This window comes from Williamsia sp., assembly GCF_036566845.1.
In the GTDB taxonomy this organism is placed as follows: Bacteria; Actinomycetota; Actinomycetes; order Mycobacteriales; family Mycobacteriaceae; genus Williamsia.
Window position 1 is genome coordinate 1 of sequence record NZ_DATCVM010000237.1, and the last position, 24,000, is coordinate 24,000.

A 24,000-nucleotide genomic window follows, 5' to 3' on the forward strand; every position below is an offset into this window, starting at 1 on the left:
TTGGGCGGTCAGCGTTGTTCCTTCAAGGAAAGAATCCCTGTCGGTGTTACCGGCCCCAGACTCTTGCTCTCCGGCGCCTCACTCGCTGACTCGACAAAAGTTACGGGAACACCACACCCACCGTCAAATCGCCTGGTCCGCGCGGGTTTTCGTTCGAATCGCCGCAGGCCAGAGGCATGCCGGAGGGTGCACGGCCGAAGACCCTCCCTACTGTGACCGCGACCACTGGACCATTGATTCGCTTGTCAGCCGGCGGCTCTGCTCACCCCGCATCTGACGGTCCGGCTCGAGCCGTCGAGCGTGACGTCCTTACTCCGAAGGCGCCGATCTCCACCGTGACCTGGGCGGTGACCACCACGTCACCGCCCAGGACCCGACACTGTTTCACCGATGCCGACATCCGAGACGCGATCTCGCGGGCCGCCCCACACGGCTCGGATTCGCCCATGACCACTCGCTGCGCGGCGGCCAGCGCAGCGAGGTCAGCTGTCGCCTGCGAATGGTGACGAGCCGAGATAGCCGCTCCCACATACACAATCAGCAGAACCACAGCCACCAGACCTGAGATGACCATCGCACCGACAACCGTCGCCGATCCACGTTCCTCGCGGAGCATCTTCATCGGTCCGCGCCGGCAGGTTCCAAGGCCGCCACCGCGGTGGCACTCACATCGAGCATCGACAACAACGGCACCGATACCCGCACCCGGGCCTCGACCACCTCCCCATCGGCACGCAGAGTCACCGTGGCACCACGTGGACCCACTTGCCTGCCCACATCGCGAGCCTTGACCGAATCCCCCTGTGCTGCAATGCGTGCAACCTCCCGTGCCGCATCGATACAGCGAATGTGCGCGGCCACCGCAACCACCCCGACCACGGAGATGACCACCACCGCGACGATCGAGGCAATCGCAAACGCCGCCTCGACCGTCACCATCCCCCGGTCATCGGCCGGCAATCCCCGCCGCCGCATGGATCAGCCGACCGTGGTTTGGAGCGCCTTGTCGATGATCCCCGTCAGAGCACTCACGATGTTGTCGCCGGTGACCACCGTGTAGAGGATCGCCCCAAAGGCCGCCGCCGCGATCGTTCCGATGGCGTATTCGGCGGTACTCATGCCGCTGTCGTCAGTCATCAGCATCCCAGCCCGTACCTGGGCTTCTCGAATCATCCTGTTGATCATGTTGTTCCCTCCCCTATCCGTGCCGCGGATTCTCCGCGGCAGGTCTCACATCAGGCCGCCGCCGAAGACCGGACCGGCCAGCCCGATGACCACCGGCACTATTCCCAGGCACACGAAGGCCGGTAGGAAGCACAAACCCAGTGGTCCGCTGATCGCCACCCCGGCGCGCTCAGCTGCGGCAGCCGCCCGGTCCTGCGCATCACCTCGCCGACTCTCTGCCAGTTCGGCCAGGCCACGTACCGGCGACGAGCCGGCCCTCGCCGACCTCCGGGCCATCGAGGCCAGAGCCTGCGCGGAAGGATCTGCGTCATCTGGAACCGCCCACGCCTGCGTCGGGTCCGCTCCCAGCGACAGCAAATCGGCGGCCTGTGCGAGGGTCCGGGCGAGCGCTGGCGGCGCGGATTGCGACACCACCCGGGCCGCGTTGCCGACCGGCAGGCCCGCGCGCAGGCAGACCGCGAACAGGTCGTAGCCGGCAGCTGCGGCGAACGGATCGTCCGCCGACGGCTTCGCGCCGAGCCACCGCGGGTCCCGGTTGCGTTCGCGCCGGTCCGGCGGGCCGAGAACCCGATAGGTGATCCACTCGGGTTTGGGCCACAGGACCAGGGCTGCCGAGCAGGCCACCGCCGCCACCATCCACCCGGTCATGACCCGGCGACCTTCCCGACGATTCGCCTCGACCACAACAATCCCGCGCACACGAGTGCAGTGCCGACAACCAGAAGAACGCCCCCGAGCCCTCCCCCGAGCAGGACCGACAGCGGCGATGCCCCGATTGCCTGCCCGAGACCGATACCCAGGACCGGGAGGAGCGCCAGCACCATCGCCGTCGCTTTGGCCCCGGCAAGCGCCGCCCGTGTCCGTTCACGGAATCGACTGCGCGCGAGCAGGTCTGATCGGACCGATGTCAGCAGCTCGGCGATCGGCAAACCGTACTGTTCTGCCGTACGCCAGGCCACTGCCATCCTCGACCAGGCCTCCCGATCACGGACATCGGCCTTTTCGATCCCGCCTGCGACATCGCCGCCCAGCGTTGATCGGCCCGCCATCATCGACAGCGTTTCAGCCACTGCCGAACGCCGCACTCCGACTGCGTCCTCGGCCGCCTGCCGACATGCGTGTGCGGGATGGGCACCCACCCGCAATTCGGCGATCATCACCTCGAGCGCCGCCAGGAGTGCCGCGAGTTCGGCTGCCACTTCCCGTTCCCTATGTCTGGCGCGATAGAGCAGATAGGCCATACCCGACGCCATGGATGCGGCGATGCCTGCTGAGATGCCGACCGCCACCAGGACAACGCCCGGGAGTCCGATCGCCGCGATGGCGACAACATCGTCGGCCGACCTCCGACGCCGGTCTCCCCCAGGCCGGTTCAGGGCCAGGCTCCTGATCTGCGCGCGTGGCCGGGGCCAGAGCAGAGTCGCCAGTGCCGCCGCCGCAAACATCGCGCTCAACGGACGAGCCTGCTCTCCAAGAGTGCTGCCAGGTCAGCGGCGGCAGCCGTGAACCCACCGCGGCGTCGCCAGACTGCGTCGACATTCACCAGACCGTCGGAGCCGCGCCGCAGCATCCCGATCTCGCCGACGCCGCGAGCACCGTTCGCATCGCGGAACACCCCGATGACCACGGAGATGGCGGCGGCGAGCTGACTGTGCAGTGCGGGCCGGTCCATACCGCCGAGCGACGCGAGTGCCTCCATCCGGGCCGGCACCTCGGCAGTGGAGTTCGCGTGCAACGTGCCGGCGCCACCGTCGTGGCCGGTGTTCATCGCGGTCAGCAGGTCCACCACCTCGGCGCCGCGCACCTCACCGACCACGATCCGGTCCGGTCGCATACGAAGCGCTTGGCGGACCAGCGCCCGGACCGGAACCTCGCCTGCTCCTTCGACATTGGGGGTGCGGGCCACCAGCCGGACCACGTGGGGATGTTGCGGTGCCAACTCCACTGCATCCTCGACACAGAGAATTCGTTCGGACGGATCGACGCGACCGAGCAGGGCCGAGAGCAGTGTTGTCTTTCCGGCGCCGGTCCCGCCGACAACGAGAAACGCGAGCCGGGCCTCGATGATCGTCTCCAACAACGTCGCCGCCTCAGGAGCGATGGCACCGCCCGACACCAATGCGTCGAGATTCTGCGTTGCCGGACGCAGGACCCGCAGCGACAGGCACGTGCCGTCGACGGCAATCGGCGGGAGCACCGCATGCAGACGAACGCTGTACCCGCGGCGGCCGAGCCCGGACAACTGGCCATCAACCCACGGCTGAGCATCGTCGAGCCGTTTGCCCGCGGCGAGTGCCAGACGCATGGCCAGTCGCCGGACCGCGTCGTCATCCTCGAACTCGATGTCCGACAAACGAAGTCCCCGCCCCTGATCAACCCAGACGGCCCGCGGGCCGACCACCAGGATGTCGTTCACACCCGGTCCGGCAAGGAGATCCTCGAGACGTCCGGCACCGACGAGTTCGGTCTGCAGAAACCGAAGTGCGTCGAGTAGGTCGGTGTCGCCGAGAACCCCACCGGCCTCGGCCCGCACAACGGCGGCCATCACCTCGGGTGTCGGATCCTGCGCGGTCGCGGCCAGCCGTTCGCGGACCCGCGTCAGCAACTGGGTGCGGCCTGCCGCCGCCGTCGCCGCGGTCGGATCGCTCATCGCACCGGCCCTCGGAGCACCTCGGCGCGGTCCAGAACCGCCGCAGCACACCGACGCAGGGGTGAGCGCCGCGCCAACATCAGTCCACCCGACTCGAGGTCGCGGGCGAGGCGGGTGTCCGGCCGGGTGGCCGCGAGCAGGGGTAGGCCGAGAACCTGCGCCACCTGCCCGGCGCGGAGCCCACCCGGCGACGGTCCGCGGACAACCACCTCGACCCGACCGGCCCGGGTGCTCAGACGCGACGCCATCTCCCGTCCGGCCGCACACGCCCGGATGGTGGCGCCGCAGACCAGCACGACGAGGTCGACCGCCTCCACCACGGCCGAGACCACCTCATCACCCCGCCGGGGGACATCGACGACCACCACATCGCCGTTGCCCCGGGCCGCATCGATCGCGGCGAGTGCCGCTTCGGGCCGGACCGGGGCGGGTGCACCGCGACGACCGGCCAGGACCGCCAGACCTCCGGCCGCATGAGGCAAGGCGGTGTGCAGTGATTCGGCTACGACCTGTCCGCCCTCCAATGTGAGCTCCTGCCAACGCAATCCGGAATGATCCTCGACACCGAGAAGCAGGTCCTGGCCGCCGCCGAGTTCGTCGAGGTCGAGGAGCAGGCCGCCATGCCCGCGCTCGCAGGCGACCAGTCCGATTCCGGCCGCGAGTGTGGACGCGCCCGCGCCGCCGTGGCCGGCAATCACCGCAATCGCGATCCCCGCGGGACCGGTGGGGCGACGGATCCGCGACAGTGCCTGGACCACCGCATGTTCGTCGTCCGGCAGCACAAATCCGTGACCGGCGCCGAGCGCCAGCGCGCTGCGCCACATAGTGGGGCCGTCCCCGCTGACACCGACAACCATCAGCCCGCTGCGGCGGGGCAAACCGGCTGCGAGTGTCTCCTCGACGGTGGACGCGTCGATGAGTACGGCAGTCGCCTCAGCCCACTCGCGGCGGCAGTGATCGGGACGTGCACGCATCATCTGATAGCCGGATGCTGCCGCGACCCGCTCGACATCGTCGGCAAGTTCCGGTGCCACCATCGCGAGCACCCGGGGAGTTTCGGTCATGACTCACTGTGGCGGTCTGCGCGCCGGGAGGGCACCCGAAATCGCCCGGCTCAGCGGTGACTGTGAGTGGATGTCCAAACTGTGGAGAACCGCGTGTGCCAGTGGCGAAAGCGCTGGTAGAGGCGCATTGCAAGCAGGTGGGTAAGGGTTCGAACAACCCCGGAAAAGAGGACGACCCCGGCCAGGGGGGGAGGAGGCCAGGGTCGTCGCGTTCAGCCCCGGGGGGTCGGGCTGAAAGCCCCGGATCTCGTCCGGGTAAGTACGACTATACACAAGATTCCTGGATTGATTGCAAGTTCAACCATTGGCCGCGCCCGGTTCACCGCGTGAACCCCGACTTCGATCGGCGCACCGGCGAAACTGATCCTTCTCCTCACCCCCGCGCTCGACGTACCCTCGACGAGTGACAGCATTCCGGCCGGCCGACGATGGATCACACCCCTCGACCGGCGCACCGATCGCCGCCTTCTTCGACCTCGACAAGACGATCATCGCCAAGTCCAGCTCACTCGCCTTCTCGCGTCCGTTTTTCGACCAGGGCCTGATCAATCGGCGTTCTGTCCTCAAATCGTCGTACGCGCAGTTCATGTTCCTGCTCTCCGCGGCCGACCACGACCAGGTCGAGCGTCTACGCAAGCACGTCACCGAGATGTGCACCGGATGGGACGTCGAACAGGTCACCTCGATCGTCCGCGAGACCCTGCACGACATCGTCAACCCACTGGTCTTCTCGGAGGCCGCCGACCTCATCGCCGGACACAAGGCGCGCGGGCATGACGTGGTGATCGTGTCGGCATCGGGCGCCGAGATCGTCGAACCGATCGGCGAGATGCTGGGCGCCGACTATTCGATGGCCAGCCGTATGAAGGTCGTCGATGGGAAGTACGCCGGGGTGATGGACTTCTACTGCTACGGCGAGGAGAAGGTGGTGGCAATGAATGACATCGCCCGATCGGTCGGCTACGACCTCTCGCAGTGCTTCGCGTATTCCGATTCGATCACCGACCTGCCGATGCTCAGTGCCGTCGGTCATCCGACCGTCATCAATCCCGACCGCAACCTGCGGCGAGAAGCCGGCGAGCGCGGCTGGCCGATGCTGTCGTTCACCAAGCCGGTCTCGCTCCGCGACCGCCTGCCGGCAACCCCTTCGCCGACGGTAACCGCCTCTGCCGCAGTCGGTTTGAGCGCCGTGGTGGCGGGCGCACTGACCTACACGATCCTTCAGCGCAAACGACACTGAGCCCTGACGAGCCGTTTCACGGACCCCAAAGTTGGCGTGAGCTTACACGAAATATGTTCAGCCGCAACGGATGAACATATTTTTGATTTCGAGACCAGAAGGCTCTTGATGTGACCGTCGTCACGGTGTAGAAAGTAGTTACGGAAAGCGCGGAACGCCAAGTTCGGACCGGAAGAGAAGGAACGGACTCCTGACCGCGCACTCCCAGCACGGATATCGAGCACCCACGCGCAGCACGCCGCGGGAGGCACCAGGTAGTGGACCTGCGAGATCTGCGCCGAGTTCAGATGAGTTCCTTTGGGTGGGAGCGCATATGGACCCAGCGCCGGACACCTTCGCCTAGGTCATCCCACACGACCACCAAAGCACGCTTGGTAACTCGGATCCGTGCTAGCGGGCGGCGATCTGGCCCCAACGTTCTCAAGAACGTCGGGCAAGAGAGCCGCCCGCAGTGCGTTGTCTGCCCCCTGGTGGCCCCGAATCAGCACTGTGCCCCGAGTCGAAACTAGTTGCGCGGCCTTGCCGCCTCTGCGATCGACATTGCCTCTGCAGCACCAGCTTCCAGCGCCTCACAGCTGAGCATCAACCACAGGCGGATCGCCTCGGGATCGCCGGCACCGAACCCGTTCGACAGGTCCCGGTACTCGGAAACCCGCTTGAACCACGTCACCTCCGGGACTCCGAGAGTGTGCGGATCGAGTCCGGTGCTGGTGCAGACCAGCCGGGAGGCCGCCCGGGCCACCACCCCGTTGGCGTGTTGAAAGGGCTCGAGTGCCAGCAACTCGGCATGCACCACGGCCGCCAGCACCGGTGCCGGCGCCTTGGTGGCACCGGTGATCAACTGCGCCAGAAGGTCCAGCCGCTGCCCCAGCTCGGCATCCGCGCGCGGACGCCCCAGGAGCTGCTGGTCGTCGGTCATGTCCGCGGCCGCCAGCACATGCAGGCGCGCGAGGGTCTGCAACGGCGCGCGGGTCCAGACCGCCACCAACTGCGGCAGCGAATCGCCGTCGAGAGCCTGCGCCACCCGCATCGCGCCGGCGAGGACCGGATCGTCGAAATCGCCGTCCCGGACGAGCTCGACGCTGCCACCGTCGATCGCCGCCGACGACCGACCGGCACGCCACGACGCCTCGGTGGCGGTCTTGTCCCATCCGCGGAGGTTGGCGGGGTGCCGGTGTGCAGCAGCCAGCGCATCGCGGGCACGGTCTGCAGCCGGGACGACACCCGGCATCTCGAACAGGGGAGCCAGCGGATCGGTCACGACAGGTCAGCGTACGCGGCCCCGTACGCCGGCAAGAATCTGAGCAATTCCCGGGATGATCGGAGCAGTTCGGTCAGGACAGCTCGAGGACATGGCCTGCACCGCGCGCCTTCACCACGGCCTCATGCCTGTTGCGGGCGCCGAGCCGGACCATCGCGGCGCGCAGGTACGTCTTCACCGTGTCCACGGACAGACCCAGCCGGTCGGCGACCACTCGATTCCCGAAACCCATCGCCACCAGCGACAACACCTCCAGCTGGCGAGGTGTCAACGGGATGGACGGCTCGGACGCGTGCTGATCGCCGCCGCCCATCTGGTCGACGAGCTCCAGGATCCTGCGGCGAGAACTCTCGTCGGTCGACACCGCGGCGATGTCGCGGAGTTCATTCATCCAATCGAGCGCTGACGCCTGCGCCTGTTCGGCCTGCGTGCGGGCGGCCATGGCAGCGATCCGGCGATCCACTTCGTCGCGCGTACGCAGCTCTGTCGCAACCCGGCCGGCTTCGACGGTCAATGCCTGCACCACGTCGTCGCCGAGCGGGCCCTGACCTCGCCATCCGGCATACAGCAGGCCGCGGACCGATCCGTCCACCACGATCGGCGCAGCCGCGAGGTCGGTGATGCCCTCGCCGAGGATCTGGTCGTCGAAATCATGCGTGATCTCGTCGGCCGAGCCGTAGTCGCGAACCAGGATCGCGCGTTTGCTCAGCCAGATGAGGCCGCCGAGGCCGCGCTGGGGCGTCACGCGGATGGTGCGCAGCGCCGGGGTCTTGTGCCCCACCGACGTGGTCACCGCGATCGTGTCCTGATCGCGCAGACCCGCGAACACCACCGGCGTACCGGTCACCTTGCGAAAGCGCGCGCTCGTAGCCCGCACCAGCTCGTGATCGCTGGGACGGAGGATCGTGTTGTCAACGCTCATGCACTATCCACTTTCGGGGCTATTTCAGTTGATGATGCCGGAGTCATGATGTGGTGCACAACACAGTGGCGTCCGAACCAGCCGACTTCACAGGTGAGGTCGGCGTGCGGACCTGCCATACCGAAAGGGAAACAATGAGCGAAGGCACTGCACAATCGGTATATCCCCCACCGGCCGAGTTCGTCTCGCAAGCGAACGCGGGACCCGAGCTGGAGCAGGCAGCCGAGGCCGATCGCCTGGCATTCTGGGCGGAGCAGGCCCGCCGTCTGCATTGGGACACCGACTTCACCGACGTCCTCGACTGGTCGAACGCTCCGTTTGCCAAGTGGTTTGTCGGCGGCAAGCTCAACGTTGCCTACAACTGTGTCGACCGCCATGTGGAAGCCGGCAACGGCAGCCGCGTCGCGATCCACTGGGTCGGCGAACCGGGCGATTCCCGGGACGTCACCTACGACCAACTGCTGGCCGAGGTCTCCCAGGCCGCCAACTACTTCACCGAGATCGGCCTCGTGTCGGGCGACCGGGTGGCCATCTATATGCCGATGGTCCCGGAAGCGATCATCACCATGCTGGCCTGCGCCCGCCTCGGGCTGACGCACTCGGTGGTCTTTGCCGGGTTCTCCGCCGGTGCGCTGCGTTCTCGTGTCGACGATGCCGAGGCGAAATTGGTGGTCACCACCGACGGCCAGTACCGGCGCGGCAAGCCCGCACCGCTGAAGGCCGCAGTCGACGAGGCCCTGGGCAGTGGTGACGACGCCGCGAAGTCCATCGAGCACGTGCTCGTCGTGAACCGCACCGACTCCGACATCAACTGGAACGACGGCCGCGACCTCTGGTGGCACGAGACCGTTGCCAAGGCCGACACCACACACACCCCGCAGGCGCACGACGCCGAGCACCCCCTGTTCCTGCTGTACACCTCCGGGACCACCGGCAAGCCCAAGGGCATCGTCCACACCACCGGCGGCTACCTCACCCAGGTCAGCTACACCTTCCACAACGTCTTCGACCACAAGCCCGGCCAGGACGTGTTCTGGTGTGGCGCCGACATCGGCTGGGTCACCGGACACAGCTACCTCGTCTACGGCCCGTTGTCGAACGGTGCCACCGAGGTCATCTACGAGGGAACTCCCAACTCCCCCAACGAACATCGCCATTTCGAGATCATCGAAAAGTACAAGGTCAGCACCTACTACATCGCGCCGACCCTGATCCGGACCTTCATGAAGTGGGGCCGCGAGATCCCCGACGCCCACGACCTGAGCTCGCTGCGCCTGCTCGGCAGTGTCGGCGAACCCATCAACCCCGAGGCGTGGCGCTGGTACCACGAGGTCATCGGCGGCGAGCGCTGCCCGATCGTCGACACCTGGTGGCAGACCGAGACCGGCGCCATCATGATCTCGCCGTTGCCCGGCATCACCGCCACCAAGCCGGGCTCGGCCATGGCAACGCTGCCCGGCATCAGCGCGAATATCGTTGATGAACAAGGCAAGTCGGTGGGTGCCGGCGAACAGGGCTTCCTCGTCCTCGACAAACCGTGGCCGTCGATGCTCCGCGGTATCTGGCGCGACGACGAACGGTTCCGGGAGACCTACTGGTCGCGGTTCGCCGAGCAGGGCTGGTATTTCGCCGGTGACGGCGCCCGCTACGACGACGATCACGCGCTCTGGGTCCTCGGCCGCATCGATGATGTCATGAACATCTCGGGGCACCGGATCTCCACTGCCGAAGTCGAATCCGCGCTCGTCGGCCACCACAGCATCGCCGAGGCCGCGGTCATCGGTGCCGCCGATCCGACCACGGGCCAGGGCATCGTCGCATTTGTCATCCTGCGCCAGGGCCAGGAGGACACCGGGGAGCAGCTCATCACTGAGCTCAAAGCCCAAGTGTCCAAGGATATCTCACCCATCGCAAAGCCACGGGAGATCCACGTGGTGCCCGAACTCCCGAAGACACGGTCCGGCAAGATCATGCGCCGCCTGCTCAAGGACGTTGCCGAGGGACGTGAACTCGGAGACACCTCGACACTGGTCGACCCGACGGTCTTCGACAACATCCGCCGCGGTAACCAGGGCTGAGATCTTTCGGCCGCTCAGGCCCGGGCGACGGCAGGTGTCGTCGCCCGGGCCCGCCGCAGCGACTCGATCAGATTCTGGCGTCTCCGGGCCCGCCGGATCTTGCGCATCTGTGCAATCTCCTCGGCGTTGCGCCGCGCGAGCGCATTGCGGACTTCGCGCCCTCGGAAGTCCAGTCCGTCGCCGTCTTTGAGCATCAACGACGAGATCACCACAACACCCACACTCACCAGGATCCAGAACATCGCCGCTCTCCTCGGGGTTTCTCGGCGTCTGCTGGTACGCCGATCGTGTACCAAGAACGCTATTGACAACGAAGCCGCAGTTCAGCCACCTCCGGGACGGTCTTTTCCACCTACCAGCGCAGGTGGGGGGAATCCTCCCCAGGACGGAGGTCTTCACTCCCGCCAACCGATAAGATCGGCACAATGCGGTGGTTGACTGCACGGTATGCACGCGCGTTCGCGCTGATGGGGTACCAGTACCCCTGGTACTACATGATCATCGCCGACGGTGCGATCCTGACCACCGCGGCCATCGCGACCGGTCAACGAGTGGTCGAGCACCCGTCGGGCTGGGAATGGGTCATCCTGTTCGCGGCGTTCGGTGTCGCCGCAGCTCCCCACATCGCCTGCCTGTTCATCACCAAGCGAGGGCTTTTCACCCCGGCGCTTGTGATCGCCAGCGTTGTCTCGGTGATCCTCTTCTGGCAGATCCCGACATACGCCGACGCGGCCACCCTGCTGCTTGTCCTCGCCCTCACCAGCGACGCAGCGGTCAGCACCTGGAAGCAGAGCAGTTTCAACACGATCTTGACCGTCGGCGTGCTCATCTACGGGATCGCGATCGGAGCGGTGGAGCAGGGCTGGCTCATCGCGGCAATGCTGTGTTTCGGTGTGGCGGTCGGGCGTCTGCTGCAGATGCAGTTGGCGCTGCTCGTGCGAGAGCGTCAGGCCAGGGCCGCCCGGCTCCAACTCGACCGCGTCACCCTCGCCACCGAGGTGCACGACGTGATCGCCCACTCGCTGAGTATCGTCCTGCTGAACGTGACCGGTGCCCGGCGAGCACTGCAGGAAGACAACGACACCGCCGATGCCGTCGCGGCACTGCTCGACGCCGAACAGCAGGGCCGGGCGGCCATGGCCGACATCCGGCAGACGATCGAACTGTTGCGCGCCGACACCGAACCAACCAGTCCCACACCGGGTTTGAGCGATCTGCACGAACTCGTCTCGTCGTTCCGGCGCGCCGGGCAAGACATCCGGTTCCGGTACAGCAACCCGGGCACGACACCGACCACCGCCACCGAACTCGCGACGTTCCGGATCGTTCAGGAATCGCTGACCAACGCATCGAAACACGCTCCCGGCGTGCCTGTCGACCTGGAGGTGGGTCCGGATTCGGCAGGGAGCCTCCAGATCATCGTGCGCAACAAGGTCACCCCAGAGACGCGCCGCCGGCCCGGCGGTTCCGGACTCGGCGGTATGCGGTCGCGGACCGAACATCTCGGCGGCCGATTTCAGGCGGCACACACCGACGACACCTGGGAGGTCAACGCGGTGCTTCCGTACTCGGCGCGGACGAAGGCCGACACAGATCTGGCGAGCACGGTGGTCCCCGGTGACCGGTGACACCGCGCGGATACGTGTCCTCCTGGTCGATGATCAGGACCTGGTCCGATCCGGCCTGCGCCGGATCCTGCGCCGCAAAGACGGATTCGAGGTGATCGGCGAGTGCTCCGACGGCGACGAGGTCGTCGACGCGGTCGCCGGCCTGCGGCCCGACGTGGTGGTGATGGACCTGCGGATGAAGCGGGTGAGCGGTATGGCCGCGACCCGGCAGCTGGCCGTCACCGTCGACCCACCACCGGTGCTGGTCCTCACCACGTTCCGGGACGAGGAGTTGTTGTCCGAAGCGCTGCGCGCCGGCGCGGCCGGATTCGTACTGAAGGACTCGCCCGCCGAGGAACTGATCCGCGCGGTCCGCATCGTCGCAGAGGGCGAAGCCGTCCTCGACCCGGCGATCACCGCGCGGGTGCTCGACACCTACCGGTCCTCACCCGGACCGGCCGCCGGCGACATCTCACTGGACCGCCTGACGTCGCGCGAATCCGCGGTCCTCGGCCTCATCGGCCGCGGACTGTCGAACGACGAGATCGCCGCCGAACTGGTGATCTCGGTGGTCACCGTCAAAAGCCATGTCGGCAACATCTTCCACAAGCTCGGTGTCCGCGACCGGGCGGCGGCGGTGGTCTACGCGTTCGACCACGGCGTGGTCAGTCCCCGAGCCCGCTGATCGCCCCTCGGCGTCAGAACTTGGAGAAGTGTTTGACGGTGTCGGTCTCGATCGTGGCAAACGTCTTCGCGCTGACCGAGGTCGCGAACTTCGAGGTCTTGGCCATCACGCCCGACAGTTCGATGGCGAACGACCAGGTGAATCGGCAGCCCACCGGCGCCGGTTCGATCTCGCTGAGTTCGCCGAACGCCCGCAGGCCCGGCACATTGGCCTGCTCCACATAGAAGGCGTTGCGGTAGGTGCCGGCCTCGGGATCGGAGTCCCAGCAGAAGAATTTCTCCGACAATCTCACATACCCGGGTGCCAATTCGGCCGACCGGGTGGTGCCGACGCCGTAGGGCGCCGGCGAGGTGAAGGTGATCGATTTGATGACCCGACACCAGTCGAGGGTGTTCTGCCGGGTCAGCTCGGACCACGCCGTCGCGGGGCTGACCGGCAGGTTGACCGAGAAACGGTGGGTCACGGGCGCGGTGTCGAAGAAGTCGAGAGCAAATGGTTCGAGCGGGTACGCGGGCATGGTTGCCTTTCAAAGAGCGTTCACTCCCGGCGAGTGGTGGGAGATACACGATCCGGCCACTCGCGCGAGTACGGTCCGATGAGCCTGCGTTCGATCCTGGCATGGCAACATAAGGGCCTACAAACCCCGGCGAGAAGAAACAGGCGTCCGGGTGGGCTCGGACGTACGTGCCGAGGATGGAGGAGTAGCAGTGACGCTGGACGACCGCACCTCGGGAGATGTTCCGCCGAACGTCTCGTCGATCCCGTTGTCCGACCCCAACGCGCGCCCCGGCGGTGACCCGAGTATTGGCGCGCTGGTGAAAGATGCCACCACCCATCTGTCGACCCTGTTCCGCGCCGAAGTGGCGCTGGCCAAGGCCGAACTGACGCAGGAGGCGAAGAAGGCCGCCGTCGGCGCGGGCCTGATCGTGGTCGCCCTCACGGTCGCGCTCTACGCCAGCCTGTTCTTCTTCTGGTTCCTCGGCGAACTGCTCTCCGAGTGGCTGCCACGCTGGGCCGCATTCGGCATCGTCTTCCTGATCCTGCTCGTCGTGGCGATCATCGCCGGCCTCGTCGGCTATCGGGTGTTCAAACGGATCACCGGACCCACGAAGACCATCGAGTCCGTCCACCATCTCTCTGATGTGCTGCCCGCCGGACACGACGCTCAGACCCCCGGCGCCGACCTGCGCAAGCCGAGCCAGCCCTACAAGGGCTGACGGGTGCCTGCCCCGGATCCGTCGACCGTTCGGTTCACGGGATGGCACCACAGCGATGTCCGCGCCAACGGCGTCCGGTTGCACGCGGTCGAGGTAGAGCCGCCGCGAGGCGACCGTCCGCTGGTTCTCTTCATGCACGGCTTCGGCGAGTTCTGGTGGAGTTGGCGCCACCAACTGAAGGCTCTCACCGACGCCGGCTTCCGGGCGGTTGCCGTTGATCTGCGTGGCTACGGGGACAGCGACAAACCTCCCCGCGGCTACGACGGCTGGACCCTCGCCGGCGACACCGACGGCCTGATCCGGGCGCTGGGGCACACAGATGCCACCCTCGTGGGCCATGCCGACGGCGGTCTGGTCTGCTGGGCGACGGCCACCCTGCACCCCCGGTCGGTCCGGTCGATGGCGGTCATCTCCTCACCGCACCCACAGGCACTCAAGACGGCCACGTTGCGCGAAACGAACCAGCGCAAGGCGTTTCTCGCAGGTTTTCTCAAGGCGCAGATCCCCCGGACCGCCGAGCGGGCGCTCACCGAGAACGACGGTGCGATGGCCGAGAAACTCCTTCGCAGGCATTCCGGTCCGGACTGGCAGCACACCGAGGACTTCTTCGACACCGCCGCCCGGAACCGTTCTGCCATTCAGATACCCGGTGTCGCCCACTGCAGCCTGGAATACCAGCGGTGGGCTTTCCGGTCGCAGTTCCGTCCCGACGGCAGTCGCTTCCTCGAACTCATGGACAAGCGCCTGGATGTGCCGACACTCGCGATCCACGGTGAACTCGACAACTACATCCAGCGATCCACACTCGCGGCGAGCGCGCCGTGGTCATCGAAGCTGGAACTGACCGAGATCCCCCGCGCCGGCCACTACGCACATCAGGAACAACCCGACGACGTGAACGGCCACCTGATCGCGTTCGCCACAAACTGATTCCGGCTCTGCCGCGACCCCGTTCAGGACGGGTGGACGCAGGTCTGGGTATCGACCGCGGCGCTGAGCCGTTCGGATTCCGCCAGACCGGGCTTGACCTGATCCGCGGTCAGCACGAAGCCGGTCTCTGTGGCCGGATCCTCGGCCGCGCCGAACACCACACCGAGCACCTCACCGGCCGAATTGATCAGCGGGCCACCCGAATTGCCCTGCCGGATCGATCCCCGCACGGTGTACACCTCACGGGTGACCGACGTATTCGGATAGATGCCGGGTCCACGCAGCTGGATGACCTCGCGGATCCGCTCGGCGCTGGCATTGAACGGACCACCTTCGGGGTAGCCGAGCGCGATGGCATCGGTTCCCGTCTCGGCCAACTCATCCGCGAATCGTAACGCCGGCGCCGTCAGACCCGGGACGTCCAGTACCGCGATGTCGGTGAGTGGATCGAAGTAGACAACGGTTGCGTCGAAAGTGTCGTCGGAGGCCGTCACCTGAAGTGTGTTGGTGCCTGCCACCACGTGGGCGTTGGTCATCACACGTTCGGGCGAGACCACAAAGCCACTGCCTTCGAGCGCCTGCCGGCAGATCTCCGCGATGCCCTCGACCTTGACGACACTGCCCTCGACCCGTTCGACGACGGGTTGGTCGAGCAACGCCGGGTCGGGCGGGTCGACACTCGTGATCGGCGTTCGCCCGAACGGTCCGATGGCCTCCTTGAGACCCGAGTTGTCGAACATGTCCCAGAACTCGCGTGGCGCCCGCTGCAACCACGTCGGCGCGATCTCGTTGATCTCCTCGATGACCCGCGAGTCCCGGACCGCCGCGGCGATCTCGGGTTGCGCCGACGTGCTGATCGGGGTGGCCAGAATCCAGGCCGCGAGCAGGACCGCGACCGCCTGCAACAGCGATCCGATCACCGAATCGACTCGTCGCAGCGACTGCGTCCGGATACCGCTGCGGGCCGCCCGGCCCAGGACCATCCCCGAGATCTCGCCGACGATCACCAGCGCGACCAACAGCAGGACACCGGCGACGAGCCGCCAGCGTTGGTCTTCGATGTTGCGGATCATGTGCGGCGCCAACAGGACTCCGGCGGTCGCGCCCAGCAGGACACCGACAAACGCCATCGCCGACGACATCGCACCCTGGCGGTATCCCGACGCGGCCGCGAGCAGGGCCACACCGATCACGATCACGTCGACCCAGGCGGATCCGCTCATCACTGCCCCACCTTGGCAAGCTCCACTTCGAGGTCACGGACGTCTGATTTGTCCCACGGGATCTCCCATCCGGCCGCGTCGATGATCGCGGACAGCAGCCCACCGGTGAAACCCCAGACGAGCATGCCGTCGACGCAGAACGCCGGGGCCTGGTAGACGCGGGCGCCGGCGACCATCCGTTCGACCTGGATCCGGTTGCGCGGATCGATAAGGTCGCGCAGCGGCACCCGGACCACCCTGGAGGTCTCCCCGGTGTCGACCACACCGACCTCGGAGAGTTCGGTCCAGTAGGCGATCACCGGCGACACCTCGAAGCCCGACGGCGGGAGCGGGAACATGTCCAGCACCGCCAGATTGCTGACGCCCGCAGGATCCAGCCCGGTCTCTTCTTCGGCTTCGCGCATCGCAGTGCCCATCGGGAAGTCGTCACCGGGATCGCGGGCACCACCGGGAAAGGCGATCTGGCCGCCGTGATTGCGCAATGTACTGGCGCGCTGGGTCAGGAGCACCGTGGCGTCGGCCGGAACCCCGCCGTGATGGGTCGGGTCACCGTCCCAGTCGCCGCTGATCAGGATCAGGACCGCAGCCGGACGAGAGGTCGGCATCATCGAACGCATCAATCGCGCGGTCATCCCGCCGCGGTCTTCGACGGACTGCGTCACCCCGGCGAGGTTCTCGGTGAGCGGACGCATCCACGGAGGCACCGATTCGGTCGGCACCAAGATCTCGGTCACGCGGCGACACCCAGGTATTTGTCGACGACCGCGGAGACCTCGTCGACCGAGTCGAAGACGGTGGGCAACACCGCGGCGACGGTCCCGTCCGCCCGCACCAGGACAGTGGCCGGATAGACCCGCGGAATCCCCAGGGCGGCAGCGATCTTCGCGTCCGGATCGACGACGGTCGGCAGGTCGACACCGATTTCGGCCAGCAGGTTCAGGGAGAGGAATACGTTCTCCGATCCCTCTTTGCCCTGCACGGTCAGCACCCGGATCCGGTCGCCGGCCTGCTCGGCGTAGTCGGCGATCACCGGGAGTTCGGCCCGGCACGGACCACACCAGTGCGCCCACACGTTCACGAGCATCGGCTTGCCCGCGGTCGCGGCTCCGAGGTCGACAGTCGAACCGTCGGCCAGGCACGGCACCGACACGCCCTTGAGCGCAGAGCCCTCGGGAGCCGGACCGGGCTCGGCCGGGCAGGGCTGCAACCCGGCCTTCTCCCGGGCCTTGATCATGTCGTCGTCGGACACGCTCGCCTGCAGTCCCGGGACAGTGCCGGTGCTGTCCGTCGACACCCCGGAAGGAGCCGGCGCCGGGTCTGGCGACGACCGCGGCCAGATGGCAACGATCAGGGCGATCACGACGATCAGGGCAGCCAGTGTCCAGCGCGCGGACGTCGACAAACGCAATCGCGACCGCTCAGTGGTCCGGGTCTCGCCCGGATCGGGTGAATCAGACATCGACTAGAGACCTGCCAGTGCAAGTAGGTGGTCGGTCTCGGGTCCCTTCACCAATACCGCGGCCTCGGATTTCTCCGTGGGTCCCAGACCGAACGAGGGGCAATCGGGGGCGAGCACGCACACTCCGCAGGCGGGCTTGCGTGAGTGACACACCCGACGACCGTGGAAGATCACGCGGTGCGACAGGTCGGTCCAGTTCTTGCGTTCGATGAGCTCACCCACGGCGTGCTCGATCTTGACCGGATCGGTCTCGTCGGTCCACTTCCAGCGCCCCACGAGCCGGCCGAAGTGGGTGTCGACCGTGATCCCGGGGACACCGAAGGCATTGCCGAGGACGACGTTGGCGGTCTTGCGGCCGAAGCCGGGTAGCGACACCAGATCGCGCAGATTCGACGGGACTTCCCCGTCGAATCGTTCGACCAACGCCTGTCCGAGTCCGATGATCGAGTTGGCCTTGTTCCGGTAGAAACCCGTCGAACGGATCATCTCTTCGAGTTCGGTGCGGTCGGCGCCGGCGTAGTCCTCGGCACTGCGGTACCGCTGGAACAGCGCCGGGGTGGTCAGGTTCACCCGAACGTCGGTGCACTGTGCCGACAGGATGGTGGCCACCGACAACTCCAGCGGGGTGGTGAAGTCGAGTTCGCAGTAGACGTGCGGAAATGCGGTCTGCAGGGTGCGATCCATCCGCCGAGCGCGTCGCACCAGACCTGTGCGGGTCTCGGTGCCGCGCTGCGCCGCGGTCTTGGCGCGTCTGACCCCTGCCTTCGAACTCACCAACTCAGAGTACGGGTCGTCCGGGGATCCACTGGGCAGACGGGTCGACCGCTGCCCTCGAACCCGGTCCATCTCCGTCGCCGACTACGTGTCCGACTACCCGTCAATCGGCGATTGTGTCTGTTCTGAGACATACGTTGTGTTAACTACACCCCATGCACGGACTCGCTGTACTTCTGTTCCCGGCCGCTCTCATGCTGTTCGCCCTGTCGATGGAGCGGCTCGAGAGCCGGCTCGAACGTCTCAACGTTCGCGGTGAACACGTCGAGGAGTTCCTGGAATCGGCGGAGCCCGAACAACTGGACACCCTGGCCACGCATGGTTTTCCCGCCGCACTCGATGAGTTCCGCGATCGACGGATGCCCGCGAACTCCGAATCCGACGATTCGATCCGCGTCAGCTAGGAAACCGGCTCCAGTCGCGACAGGCCGTCGACGTTAGTTGGGGTAAGGGCGAGCTTTTCTTCTCGATACCCGTAGACTGCTCAACGGGTGACGAACACAACAGCATCACTCGTGTGAGCATTCTCAGGTTTGATTGTGGTCTGGCTGGACCCTTAGAAAGGGGCGTAAGTGGAGGAAGTACTGGCGCGGGCGGGCATTTTCCAAGGAGTTGAGCCCACCGCCGTCGCAGCACTGGCCAATCAGCTTCAGCCTGTTGATTTTCCCCGCGGACACATCATCTTCAACGAAGGTGAGCCCGGCGACCGGCTCTACATCATCTTGTCCGGCAAGGTGAAGGTCGGCCGCAAGTCCGTCGACGGCCGTGAAAATCTGTTGACCATCATGGGTCCGTCGGACATGTTCGGTGAGCTGTCGATTTTCGACCCGGGTCCCCGTACCTCGTCGGCCACCACCGTCACCGAGGTCCGTGCGGTCTCGATGGATCGCGACGCGCTGCGGTCGTGGATCGCCGACCGTCCCGAAATCGCCGAGCAGTTGCTCCGCGTCCTGGCCCGTCGCCTGCGACGCACGAACAACAACCTCGCCGACCTCATCTTCACCGACGTCCCCGGACGCGTCGCCAAGCAGCTGCTGCAGCTGGCCCAGCGTTTCGGAACGCAGGAAGCCGGGGCGCTGCGCGTGACGCACGACCTCACCCAGGAAGAGATCGCCCAGCTGGTGGGCGCCTCCCGCGAAACCGTGAACAAGGCCCTGGCCGACTTCGCACAACGCGGATGGCTACGCCTCGAGGGCAAGAGCGTCCTGATCGCCGACTCCGAGCGCCTGGCACGCCGCGCTCGCTGACGCACAACCTCAATAAGCCGCTCCCTCCGCGTTCTTGCGGGTGGAGCGGCTTTTTGATGTGTGGAACCGACTCCTAGCTGGCTGACCTCACGCTGGTGAGTGCGCATTCGGTGAGTGTGATCAACGCTGTGCGTACCGATTGCGGTTGCCGGGCGTCGACTTCGACGATGGGCACCGAACCCGGGATGGCCAGCGCTTCTCGAATGTCCTCGACGACCGTCGTTGTCGATTTGTCGATGCGGCTCGACCTCTCGTATCAGAGTGCCTGTAGTCCACGACGGCCTCACCAGGTTTGGCGAGGGCGTACCGTCCTGCGAGGAATCGTCCTGCGGCACATCTGGGGGGGGCATGAGTACGTCACCGTTCTCGCATTCGGGCCGACGGCTCCACCATGGCGCCAACGCGCGAGACGAGCACGGCCATCTCGTACCCGACCTGACCGATGTCGCACGATGCGGCGGTCAGCGACGCCGGCTGCGATCCGTCGCCGACACAGTGCCTCATTCGTTCTCATCCGTTCTGTGTCGGTGAAGGGCGTCGGCGGAACGGCCGGTGCGGGCGCCGGCGAAGTGGTTCGTGAACTTTCGACCGCACGTCCTCCGGACTTCTCGCCGGTCCGCCCGCCGGATCGGGTCGGTGTCGGTCGGCGGCAGGCTGCGAGGGCCTGACTGTTCCTGGGACCAGCCGGACTCCGGGCGTACGGGCGGGCAGGCCGCTTTCCGTCCGTGTGGTGATCGGAGACTCCGCTTCGCTCTCCGCCGCTGCCCATCCGGCGTCGGCGGCGGTGAACCAGGAACCGCTCGGTCCACCGTGTCAGTGGTGGTGGTCGATTCCTTCGGCGATGGGTGGTCGCGGCCGTTGATTGTCGGGCGGGTCCACCGCGGCGTCGGCCGCCGCTTCGTCGGCGCGAGCCGCGGGCCGGGCACTGAAGAACGCAGATGTATCGGAGGGCGAAACGTTCACATTCCAGTCGACGGTCGACGAGACGGCATCGACGTGAGAAAGGACCGACGCCGGGGCTCTATCGACCCCGCTGGCTCCAGGCGTTCGTCGTGGCAACCTCGCCGCGGTGAGCCCGGTGTCCGCGGTGGCGTGATCGTTCTTCGATGCGGATCGTGCTGGTGAGGCGACTGCGGTGGGCAGACCGGCGGTCGGAGAACCCTCACCGGCGCCGGGTCCGTCGAGCAGACGGTTGGCCGCCGCCCGAGGCGATGCCGCCCCGGCGCGACGAGCACCGCGCCCGTTCTGGCCCTGGCAACGGATGTTCCCCGGCAAAGGGTGCCTGGCTCGGTATGACGCAAAAACGATTCGTTGGGCATCTTCTGTTGGAGAAACTCATACCAACAATGTGCGTCAAGACAGTTTTTGCGATCGTCGTGGGGCGCTCAAGAAATGACGACAAATCGCTCAATCTGCGCTGCATGCAATCTAATTGAACTTCGCGATCGAAATTTTGCTGCGCTGCCAAACCCGTTGACGGACGGTGCTTTTAACAGCCAACGAAATTCTACGGAGTCCTTCGAGATTGGTGCTCTCGACGTCAAGCCTCAGCGAGGTAGGCAAGTTGCGTCTTGACCGACATCTTGGCGGCCGGCCAGAGTTTCTTTTCGACGTCGGCGTATACCTTCTTGACAACCTTGCCGGGCTTGGCGTCTTTCGCACTCACCCCGAGTTCGACGAGTGCAGCCCGCACCTGATCGATGCGCTCCTCGCGGTGGGCCTTGTAGAACCGGGCGACGGGAATCAGCTCGGCATGGTCGGGACCATGGCCGGGCAGCATCACACATTCCTCGCCCTCGACGATGAGCCGGTTCAGGGAGTTCATGTAGTCACGCAGCGACCCGTCTTTGGGATCGAGAACCGTCGTCCCCCCGCCCAGGATGGTGTCGCCGGTCAGCATCGCACGCCGGCCGTCGAACTCGACGAGAAAACTCACCGAGTCCCCGGTGTGCCCCGGTGTGTACAGCACGGTGATCGTCAGACCGGCGGCCTCGATGACCTCCCGGTCCGCGAGGACCTCGGCTCCGCGGGTGTACCCGGCGCTGCGGGCGCGGACCGGAGCGCCGGTCTGTTTCCGGAAGTCCTTGATGGCACCGGTGTGGTCGTAGTGCCGGTGGGTGATCAGGCCCAGGACGACGTTCCCCTGCGCAGCAACGGCTTTCACATGCTTCTTCTTACCCTTGGGCCCAGGGTCGACCACAACGCAATCCGGATGTCCGGGCGCACGCAGGATCCAGGTGTTGGTACCGTCCAGCGTCATCATCCCGGGATTGGCACACAGCAGCACCGACGCGAAGTCGGTCACCGGGCGAACCTCGCGATATGCAGGGTGCTGCAATTCACTCATGCGATCCAGGCTAACGCGCGCGTTCTGATCCAGTTCATCCGCGATCGCGATACAGCGTGACGCGGTAGGTGTAGTGCTCGGGCAGGAAGTGGCTGACCGACAACTCGCTGACCAGCCCGTTGCTGTCGGTGTACAACCTGTCGATCCGGAGGACCGGTCGGCCCGCCTCGCAGTTCAAGTGGACGACGTCGAGGTCATCGGCCTGATCGACGGTGATCGATTGCGCCGCCTCGGCGATGGGCGCCGACAGATGCCGTTCGAGGAGGCCGATCACGGTGTAGGTGCTGATCGCGCCCTGCGCCATCTCCGGCGCATCGATGATCAGCCGCGCCACCTCCTCCGGAAGATGGACGGTGGTCAGCACAAACGGGATCCCGTCGTGGATTCGGCGGAAGACCACGGTGTACACGACGTCGCTGTCCAGGCGTAGACGGCTCGCGGCCTCGACGTCCACGCGGCGCCGCAACTGCTGCACCACTTCCATCGTGGTGTCGTGCGACAGGTTCATGAGGTCCTCGATCGACCCCTGCTGACGCAAGTATCGACCACCGGATTCATTGACGAACGTTCCCCGCCCCGGCACCCGGTAAACGGTCCCGGCGGCCACCAGGTCCACAAACGCCCGGCGGACGGTCTGCCTGCTCACCTCATAGCGCTCAGACAACTCGGACTCGGTGGGCAGGCGCGCACCGTTGTCGTAGCGACCGGCAGCGATGTCCTGGCGCAGTTGCCTGGCCAGCAACTGATATGCGGGTTCGGTTTCGGTCCTCTTCGCCGGCATGATCCCCTGACCCTTCTACAGGCCACCGCGGGACACCAGTTGTCCGGCAATGACATTGCGCTGGATCTCGTTGGTACCTTCACCGACGATCATCAGCGGTGCGTCGCGGAAGTAGCGTTCGACATCGTACTCGGTGGAGTACCCGTATCCGCCGTGTATCCGGACCGCGTTGAGCGCGATCTCCATCGCGACCTCGGAGGCGAACAATTTGGCCATACCGGCTTCCATGTCACAGCGTTCCCCGGAGTCGAACTTCTCCGCCGCGTAGCGGGTGAGCTGTCGGGCCGCGGTCAGCTTGGTTGCCATATCCGCCAAATAGTTTCCGATCGACTGGTGCTTCCAGATCGGCTTGCCGAAACTCTCCCGCTGCTGCGCGTAGGCCAGCGCGTCGTCGAGTGCTGCCGTTGCCACGCCGAGTGCCCGGGAGGCGACCTGGATCCGTCCGGTCTCCAGGCCTTTCATCATCTGGGGAAAACCCTTGCCCGGCATTCCACCCAGGATCGCCGACTTCGGGACGCGATAGTTGTCGAAGGACAGCTCGCACGACTCCACGCCCTTGTATCCCAGCTTGGGCAGATCTCGTGAAACCGTCAGGCCCGGACCGTGTTCCACCAGCACGATGGAGATGCCTGCGTGGCGCGGGGTGGCAGCCGGGTCGGTCTTGCAGAGCAGTGCGATCACCCCGGATCGTCGAGCATTGCTGATCCAGGTCTTGGCACCGTTGATGACCAGGTCGTCACCGTCGGGTCTGGCCGCGGTGGTCAGCGCTTGCAGGTCGGAGCCCCCACCCGGTTCGGTCAGCGCCATGGTTGCGCGCATCTCACCGGTCGCCATCACGGGGAGATATTTCTGCTTCTGCTCGTCGGTCCCGAACATCGTGATCAGCTTGGCAACCACGGTGTGCCCGCCCATGGCACCGGCCAGGCTCATCCAGCCGCGGGACAGTTCTTCGGTGACCGCGACGTAGCAGGGCATCGAGACCGGCGAGCCGCCGAACTCGTCGCCGATCGCAAGACCGTAGATCCCGATCTGCTTCATTTGATCGATCCACTTGTCCGGGTACTCGTTGGCCCTCTCGAGTTCTCGCACCGAGGGCTTCACCTCACGGTCGACGAAGTCGCGCACCGTCTTCACCAGCATCGATTCTTCGTCGTTCAAGTTGTAGCTCATGGCAACCCTTCGCAGCGGCAAAACTTTGTACGGCCATATTTGTCGCACGATGGTCCCGATGTCAACCTGCAGGAGGCGTCACCGCTCGCATCACCTTGACAACACCAAACATCGCCGACCATGATTTGGCCGTACATACGAGGCTTCACTGAACCCGAAG

27 protein-coding genes and 1 pseudogene are annotated in these 24,000 nt (G+C 66.0%); 8 read left to right on the top strand and 20 right to left on the bottom strand.

What is annotated here, in order from left to right:
• Positions 1 to 262: 262 nt before the first annotated feature.
• The 7 genes from VIQ49_RS22470 to ssd are packed head-to-tail and all read right to left on the bottom strand — an operon-like array spanning position 263 to position 4,899.
• Positions 263 to 622, bottom strand: a complete 360-nt coding sequence (locus tag VIQ49_RS22470) for an Rv3654c family TadE-like protein (RefSeq protein ID WP_331888813.1) — start codon at positions 620 to 622, stop codon at positions 263 to 265.
• Positions 619 to 975: a TadE family type IV pilus minor pilin gene (locus VIQ49_RS22475; protein ID WP_331888814.1), complete on the bottom strand. Its 357-nt coding sequence runs from the start codon at positions 973 to 975 to the stop codon at positions 619 to 621. The genes VIQ49_RS22470 and VIQ49_RS22475 overlap by 4 nt, the downstream gene beginning before the upstream one ends.
• 3 nt (positions 976 to 978) lie before the next feature.
• Entirely contained in the window at positions 979 to 1,185 is a 207-nt protein-coding gene (locus VIQ49_RS22480) for a DUF4244 domain-containing protein (RefSeq protein ID WP_331888815.1), read from the bottom strand.
• Positions 1,186 to 1,230: 45 nt separating this feature from the next.
• Positions 1,231 to 1,833, bottom strand: a complete 603-nt coding sequence (locus VIQ49_RS22485) for a type II secretion system F family protein (protein ID WP_331888816.1) — start codon at positions 1,831 to 1,833, stop codon at positions 1,231 to 1,233.
• Positions 1,830 to 2,630 (bottom strand): type II secretion system protein F, encoded by an 801-nt coding sequence (locus VIQ49_RS22490; protein ID WP_331888849.1) that lies wholly within the window; start codon positions 2,628 to 2,630, stop codon positions 1,830 to 1,832. The genes VIQ49_RS22485 and VIQ49_RS22490 overlap by 4 nt, the downstream gene beginning before the upstream one ends.
• A gap of 5 nt (positions 2,631 to 2,635) precedes the next feature.
• On the bottom strand, positions 2,636 to 3,835 hold the full coding sequence (locus VIQ49_RS22495; RefSeq protein WP_331888817.1) for a TadA family conjugal transfer-associated ATPase: 1,200 nt from the start codon (positions 3,833 to 3,835) through the stop codon (positions 2,636 to 2,638).
• Positions 3,832 to 4,899 carry a septum site-determining protein Ssd gene (gene ssd / locus VIQ49_RS22500; RefSeq protein ID WP_331888818.1) on the bottom strand — a complete coding sequence of 356 codons (1,068 nt, stop codon included), beginning with the start codon at positions 4,897 to 4,899 and terminating at the stop codon, positions 3,832 to 3,834. Before ssd ends, VIQ49_RS22495 begins: the two co-directional genes overlap by 4 nt.
• A gap of 403 nt (positions 4,900 to 5,302) precedes the next feature.
• Here ssd and VIQ49_RS22505 point away from each other — a divergent pair, with 403 nt between their 5' ends.
• Positions 5,303 to 6,139, top strand: coding sequence for an HAD-IB family hydrolase (locus VIQ49_RS22505; protein ID WP_331888819.1), 837 nt, complete (start codon positions 5,303 to 5,305; stop codon positions 6,137 to 6,139).
• A 505-nt stretch (positions 6,140 to 6,644) separates the two neighbouring features.
• On the opposite strand, the gene VIQ49_RS22510 is transcribed toward VIQ49_RS22505, so the two are convergent.
• Positions 6,645 to 7,370 carry an oxidoreductase gene (locus VIQ49_RS22510; protein ID WP_331888850.1) on the bottom strand — a complete coding sequence of 242 codons (726 nt, stop codon included), beginning with the start codon at positions 7,368 to 7,370 and terminating at the stop codon, positions 6,645 to 6,647.
• 103 nt (positions 7,371 to 7,473) lie between these two features.
• On the bottom strand, positions 7,474 to 8,322 hold the full coding sequence (locus VIQ49_RS22515) for a LuxR C-terminal-related transcriptional regulator (protein WP_331888820.1): 849 nt from the start codon (positions 8,320 to 8,322) through the stop codon (positions 7,474 to 7,476).
• A gap of 134 nt (positions 8,323 to 8,456) precedes the next feature.
• On the opposite strand from VIQ49_RS22515, the gene acs reads away from it, so the two are divergent.
• Positions 8,457 to 10,400: an acetate--CoA ligase gene (gene acs, locus VIQ49_RS22520; RefSeq protein WP_331888821.1), complete on the top strand. Its 1,944-nt coding sequence runs from the start codon at positions 8,457 to 8,459 to the stop codon at positions 10,398 to 10,400.
• A gap of 14 nt (positions 10,401 to 10,414) precedes the next feature.
• On the opposite strand, the gene VIQ49_RS22525 is transcribed toward acs, so the two are convergent.
• On the bottom strand, positions 10,415 to 10,642 hold the full coding sequence (locus VIQ49_RS22525) for a hypothetical protein (protein WP_331888822.1): 228 nt from the start codon (positions 10,640 to 10,642) through the stop codon (positions 10,415 to 10,417).
• A gap of 192 nt (positions 10,643 to 10,834) precedes the next feature.
• On the opposite strand from VIQ49_RS22525, the gene VIQ49_RS22530 reads away from it, so the two are divergent.
• Together VIQ49_RS22530 and VIQ49_RS22535 are read left to right on the top strand one after the other, a co-directional pair.
• Positions 10,835 to 12,028, top strand: a complete 1,194-nt coding sequence (locus VIQ49_RS22530; protein WP_331888823.1) for a sensor histidine kinase — start codon at positions 10,835 to 10,837, stop codon at positions 12,026 to 12,028.
• Complete coding sequence (locus VIQ49_RS22535; RefSeq protein ID WP_331888824.1) at positions 12,018 to 12,692, top strand: response regulator transcription factor; 675 nt, start codon at positions 12,018 to 12,020, stop codon at positions 12,690 to 12,692. The genes VIQ49_RS22530 and VIQ49_RS22535 overlap by 11 nt, the downstream gene beginning before the upstream one ends.
• 13 nt (positions 12,693 to 12,705) lie before the next feature.
• Here the strand turns inward: VIQ49_RS22535 and VIQ49_RS22540 are convergent, their stop codons facing one another.
• A complete protein-coding gene (locus tag VIQ49_RS22540) occupies positions 12,706 to 13,209 on the bottom strand; it encodes an SRPBCC family protein (protein ID WP_331888825.1) in 504 nt (167 codons plus the stop codon).
• 190 nt (positions 13,210 to 13,399) lie between these two features.
• Here VIQ49_RS22540 and VIQ49_RS22545 point away from each other — a divergent pair, with 190 nt between their 5' ends.
• Together VIQ49_RS22545 and VIQ49_RS22550 are read left to right on the top strand one after the other, a co-directional pair.
• Positions 13,400 to 13,909, top strand: coding sequence for a phage holin family protein (locus tag VIQ49_RS22545; RefSeq protein WP_331888826.1), 510 nt, complete (start codon positions 13,400 to 13,402; stop codon positions 13,907 to 13,909).
• Positions 13,910 to 13,912: 3 nt separating this feature from the next.
• Entirely contained in the window at positions 13,913 to 14,839 is a 927-nt protein-coding gene (locus tag VIQ49_RS22550; protein ID WP_331888827.1) for an alpha/beta hydrolase, read from the top strand.
• Positions 14,840 to 14,862: 23 nt separating this feature from the next.
• On the opposite strand, the gene VIQ49_RS22555 is transcribed toward VIQ49_RS22550, so the two are convergent.
• Genes VIQ49_RS22555 through nth form a run of 4 tightly spaced genes read right to left on the bottom strand, consistent with a single transcriptional unit; the run spans position 14,863 to position 18,205 of the window.
• Positions 14,863 to 16,062, bottom strand: a complete 1,200-nt coding sequence (locus VIQ49_RS22555) for a MarP family serine protease (protein WP_331888828.1) — start codon at positions 16,060 to 16,062, stop codon at positions 14,863 to 14,865.
• Positions 16,062 to 16,796 (bottom strand): CoA pyrophosphatase, encoded by a 735-nt coding sequence (locus tag VIQ49_RS22560; RefSeq protein ID WP_331888829.1) that lies wholly within the window; start codon positions 16,794 to 16,796, stop codon positions 16,062 to 16,064. The genes VIQ49_RS22555 and VIQ49_RS22560 overlap by 1 nt, the downstream gene beginning before the upstream one ends.
• Positions 16,793 to 17,521, bottom strand: coding sequence for a TlpA disulfide reductase family protein (locus VIQ49_RS22565; RefSeq protein ID WP_331888830.1), 729 nt, complete (start codon positions 17,519 to 17,521; stop codon positions 16,793 to 16,795). Before VIQ49_RS22565 ends, VIQ49_RS22560 begins: the two co-directional genes overlap by 4 nt.
• 3 nt (positions 17,522 to 17,524) lie before the next feature.
• Positions 17,525 to 18,205: an endonuclease III gene (gene nth / locus VIQ49_RS22570; RefSeq protein WP_331888851.1), complete on the bottom strand. Its 681-nt coding sequence runs from the start codon at positions 18,203 to 18,205 to the stop codon at positions 17,525 to 17,527.
• Between the two features lie 245 nt (positions 18,206 to 18,450).
• On the opposite strand from nth, the gene VIQ49_RS22575 reads away from it, so the two are divergent.
• Positions 18,451 to 18,699 (top strand): hypothetical protein, encoded by a 249-nt coding sequence (locus VIQ49_RS22575; protein ID WP_331888831.1) that lies wholly within the window; start codon positions 18,451 to 18,453, stop codon positions 18,697 to 18,699.
• A 168-nt stretch (positions 18,700 to 18,867) separates the two neighbouring features.
• Positions 18,868 to 19,542: a Crp/Fnr family transcriptional regulator gene (locus tag VIQ49_RS22580; RefSeq protein ID WP_331888832.1), complete on the top strand. Its 675-nt coding sequence runs from the start codon at positions 18,868 to 18,870 to the stop codon at positions 19,540 to 19,542.
• A 357-nt stretch (positions 19,543 to 19,899) separates the two neighbouring features.
• Here VIQ49_RS22580 and VIQ49_RS22585 read toward each other — a convergent pair.
• The 5 genes and pseudogenes from VIQ49_RS22585 to VIQ49_RS22605 all read right to left on the bottom strand — a co-directional run.
• Positions 19,900 to 20,034 (bottom strand): annotated as a pseudogene (locus tag VIQ49_RS22585) (roadblock/LC7 domain-containing protein); the annotation flags it as partial.
• 321 nt (positions 20,035 to 20,355) lie between these two features.
• A complete protein-coding gene (locus VIQ49_RS22590; protein ID WP_331888833.1) occupies positions 20,356 to 20,817 on the bottom strand; it encodes a hypothetical protein in 462 nt (153 codons plus the stop codon).
• Between the two features lie 265 nt (positions 20,818 to 21,082).
• Complete coding sequence (locus VIQ49_RS22595) at positions 21,083 to 21,889, bottom strand: MBL fold metallo-hydrolase (protein ID WP_331888834.1); 807 nt, start codon at positions 21,887 to 21,889, stop codon at positions 21,083 to 21,085.
• Positions 21,890 to 21,923: 34 nt separating this feature from the next.
• Positions 21,924 to 22,670, bottom strand: a complete 747-nt coding sequence (locus VIQ49_RS22600; protein ID WP_331888835.1) for a GntR family transcriptional regulator — start codon at positions 22,668 to 22,670, stop codon at positions 21,924 to 21,926.
• 15 nt (positions 22,671 to 22,685) lie between these two features.
• Positions 22,686 to 23,840, bottom strand: coding sequence for an acyl-CoA dehydrogenase family protein (locus VIQ49_RS22605; protein WP_331888836.1), 1,155 nt, complete (start codon positions 23,838 to 23,840; stop codon positions 22,686 to 22,688).
• Between the last annotated feature and the right edge of the window lie 160 nt (positions 23,841 to 24,000).

What these genes read in the sequence shown, in the direction of transcription:
- VIQ49_RS22470 (WP_331888813.1), bottom strand. Translation starts at nt 622, where the DNA reads ATGAAGATGCTCCGCGAGGAACGTGGATCGGCGACGGTTGTCGGTGCG.
- VIQ49_RS22475 (WP_331888814.1), bottom strand. Translation starts at nt 975, where the DNA reads ATGCGGCGGCGGGGATTGCCGGCCGATGACCGGGGGATGGTGACGGTC.
- VIQ49_RS22480 (WP_331888815.1), bottom strand. Translation starts at nt 1,185, where the DNA reads ATGATCAACAGGATGATTCGAGAAGCCCAGGTACGGGCTGGGATGCTG.
- VIQ49_RS22485 (WP_331888816.1), bottom strand. Translation starts at nt 1,833, where the DNA reads ATGACCGGGTGGATGGTGGCGGCGGTGGCCTGCTCGGCAGCCCTGGTC.
- VIQ49_RS22490 (WP_331888849.1), bottom strand. Translation starts at nt 2,630, where the DNA reads ATGTTTGCGGCGGCGGCACTGGCGACTCTGCTCTGGCCCCGGCCACGC.
- VIQ49_RS22495 (WP_331888817.1), bottom strand. Translation starts at nt 3,835, where the DNA reads ATGAGCGATCCGACCGCGGCGACGGCGGCGGCAGGCCGCACCCAGTTG.
- ssd (WP_331888818.1), bottom strand. Translation starts at nt 4,899, where the DNA reads ATGACCGAAACTCCCCGGGTGCTCGCGATGGTGGCACCGGAACTTGCC.
- VIQ49_RS22510 (WP_331888850.1), bottom strand. Translation starts at nt 7,370, where the DNA reads ATGCCGGGTGTCGTCCCGGCTGCAGACCGTGCCCGCGATGCGCTGGCT.
- VIQ49_RS22515 (WP_331888820.1), bottom strand. Translation starts at nt 8,322, where the DNA reads ATGAGCGTTGACAACACGATCCTCCGTCCCAGCGATCACGAGCTGGTG.
- acs (WP_331888821.1), top strand. Translation starts at nt 8,457, where the DNA reads ATGAGCGAAGGCACTGCACAATCGGTATATCCCCCACCGGCCGAGTTC.
- VIQ49_RS22525 (WP_331888822.1), bottom strand. Translation starts at nt 10,642, where the DNA reads ATGTTCTGGATCCTGGTGAGTGTGGGTGTTGTGGTGATCTCGTCGTTG.
- VIQ49_RS22540 (WP_331888825.1), bottom strand. Translation starts at nt 13,209, where the DNA reads ATGCCCGCGTACCCGCTCGAACCATTTGCTCTCGACTTCTTCGACACC.
- VIQ49_RS22555 (WP_331888828.1), bottom strand. Translation starts at nt 16,062, where the DNA reads ATGAGCGGATCCGCCTGGGTCGACGTGATCGTGATCGGTGTGGCCCTG.
- VIQ49_RS22565 (WP_331888830.1), bottom strand. Translation starts at nt 17,521, where the DNA reads ATGTCTGATTCACCCGATCCGGGCGAGACCCGGACCACTGAGCGGTCG.
- nth (WP_331888851.1), bottom strand. Translation starts at nt 18,205, where the DNA reads ATGGATCGCACCCTGCAGACCGCATTTCCGCACGTCTACTGCGAACTC.
- VIQ49_RS22575 (WP_331888831.1), top strand. Translation starts at nt 18,451, where the DNA reads ATGCACGGACTCGCTGTACTTCTGTTCCCGGCCGCTCTCATGCTGTTC.
- VIQ49_RS22595 (WP_331888834.1), bottom strand. Translation starts at nt 21,889, where the DNA reads ATGAGTGAATTGCAGCACCCTGCATATCGCGAGGTTCGCCCGGTGACC.
- VIQ49_RS22600 (WP_331888835.1), bottom strand. Translation starts at nt 22,670, where the DNA reads ATGCCGGCGAAGAGGACCGAAACCGAACCCGCATATCAGTTGCTGGCC.
- VIQ49_RS22605 (WP_331888836.1), bottom strand. Translation starts at nt 23,840, where the DNA reads ATGAGCTACAACTTGAACGACGAAGAATCGATGCTGGTGAAGACGGTG.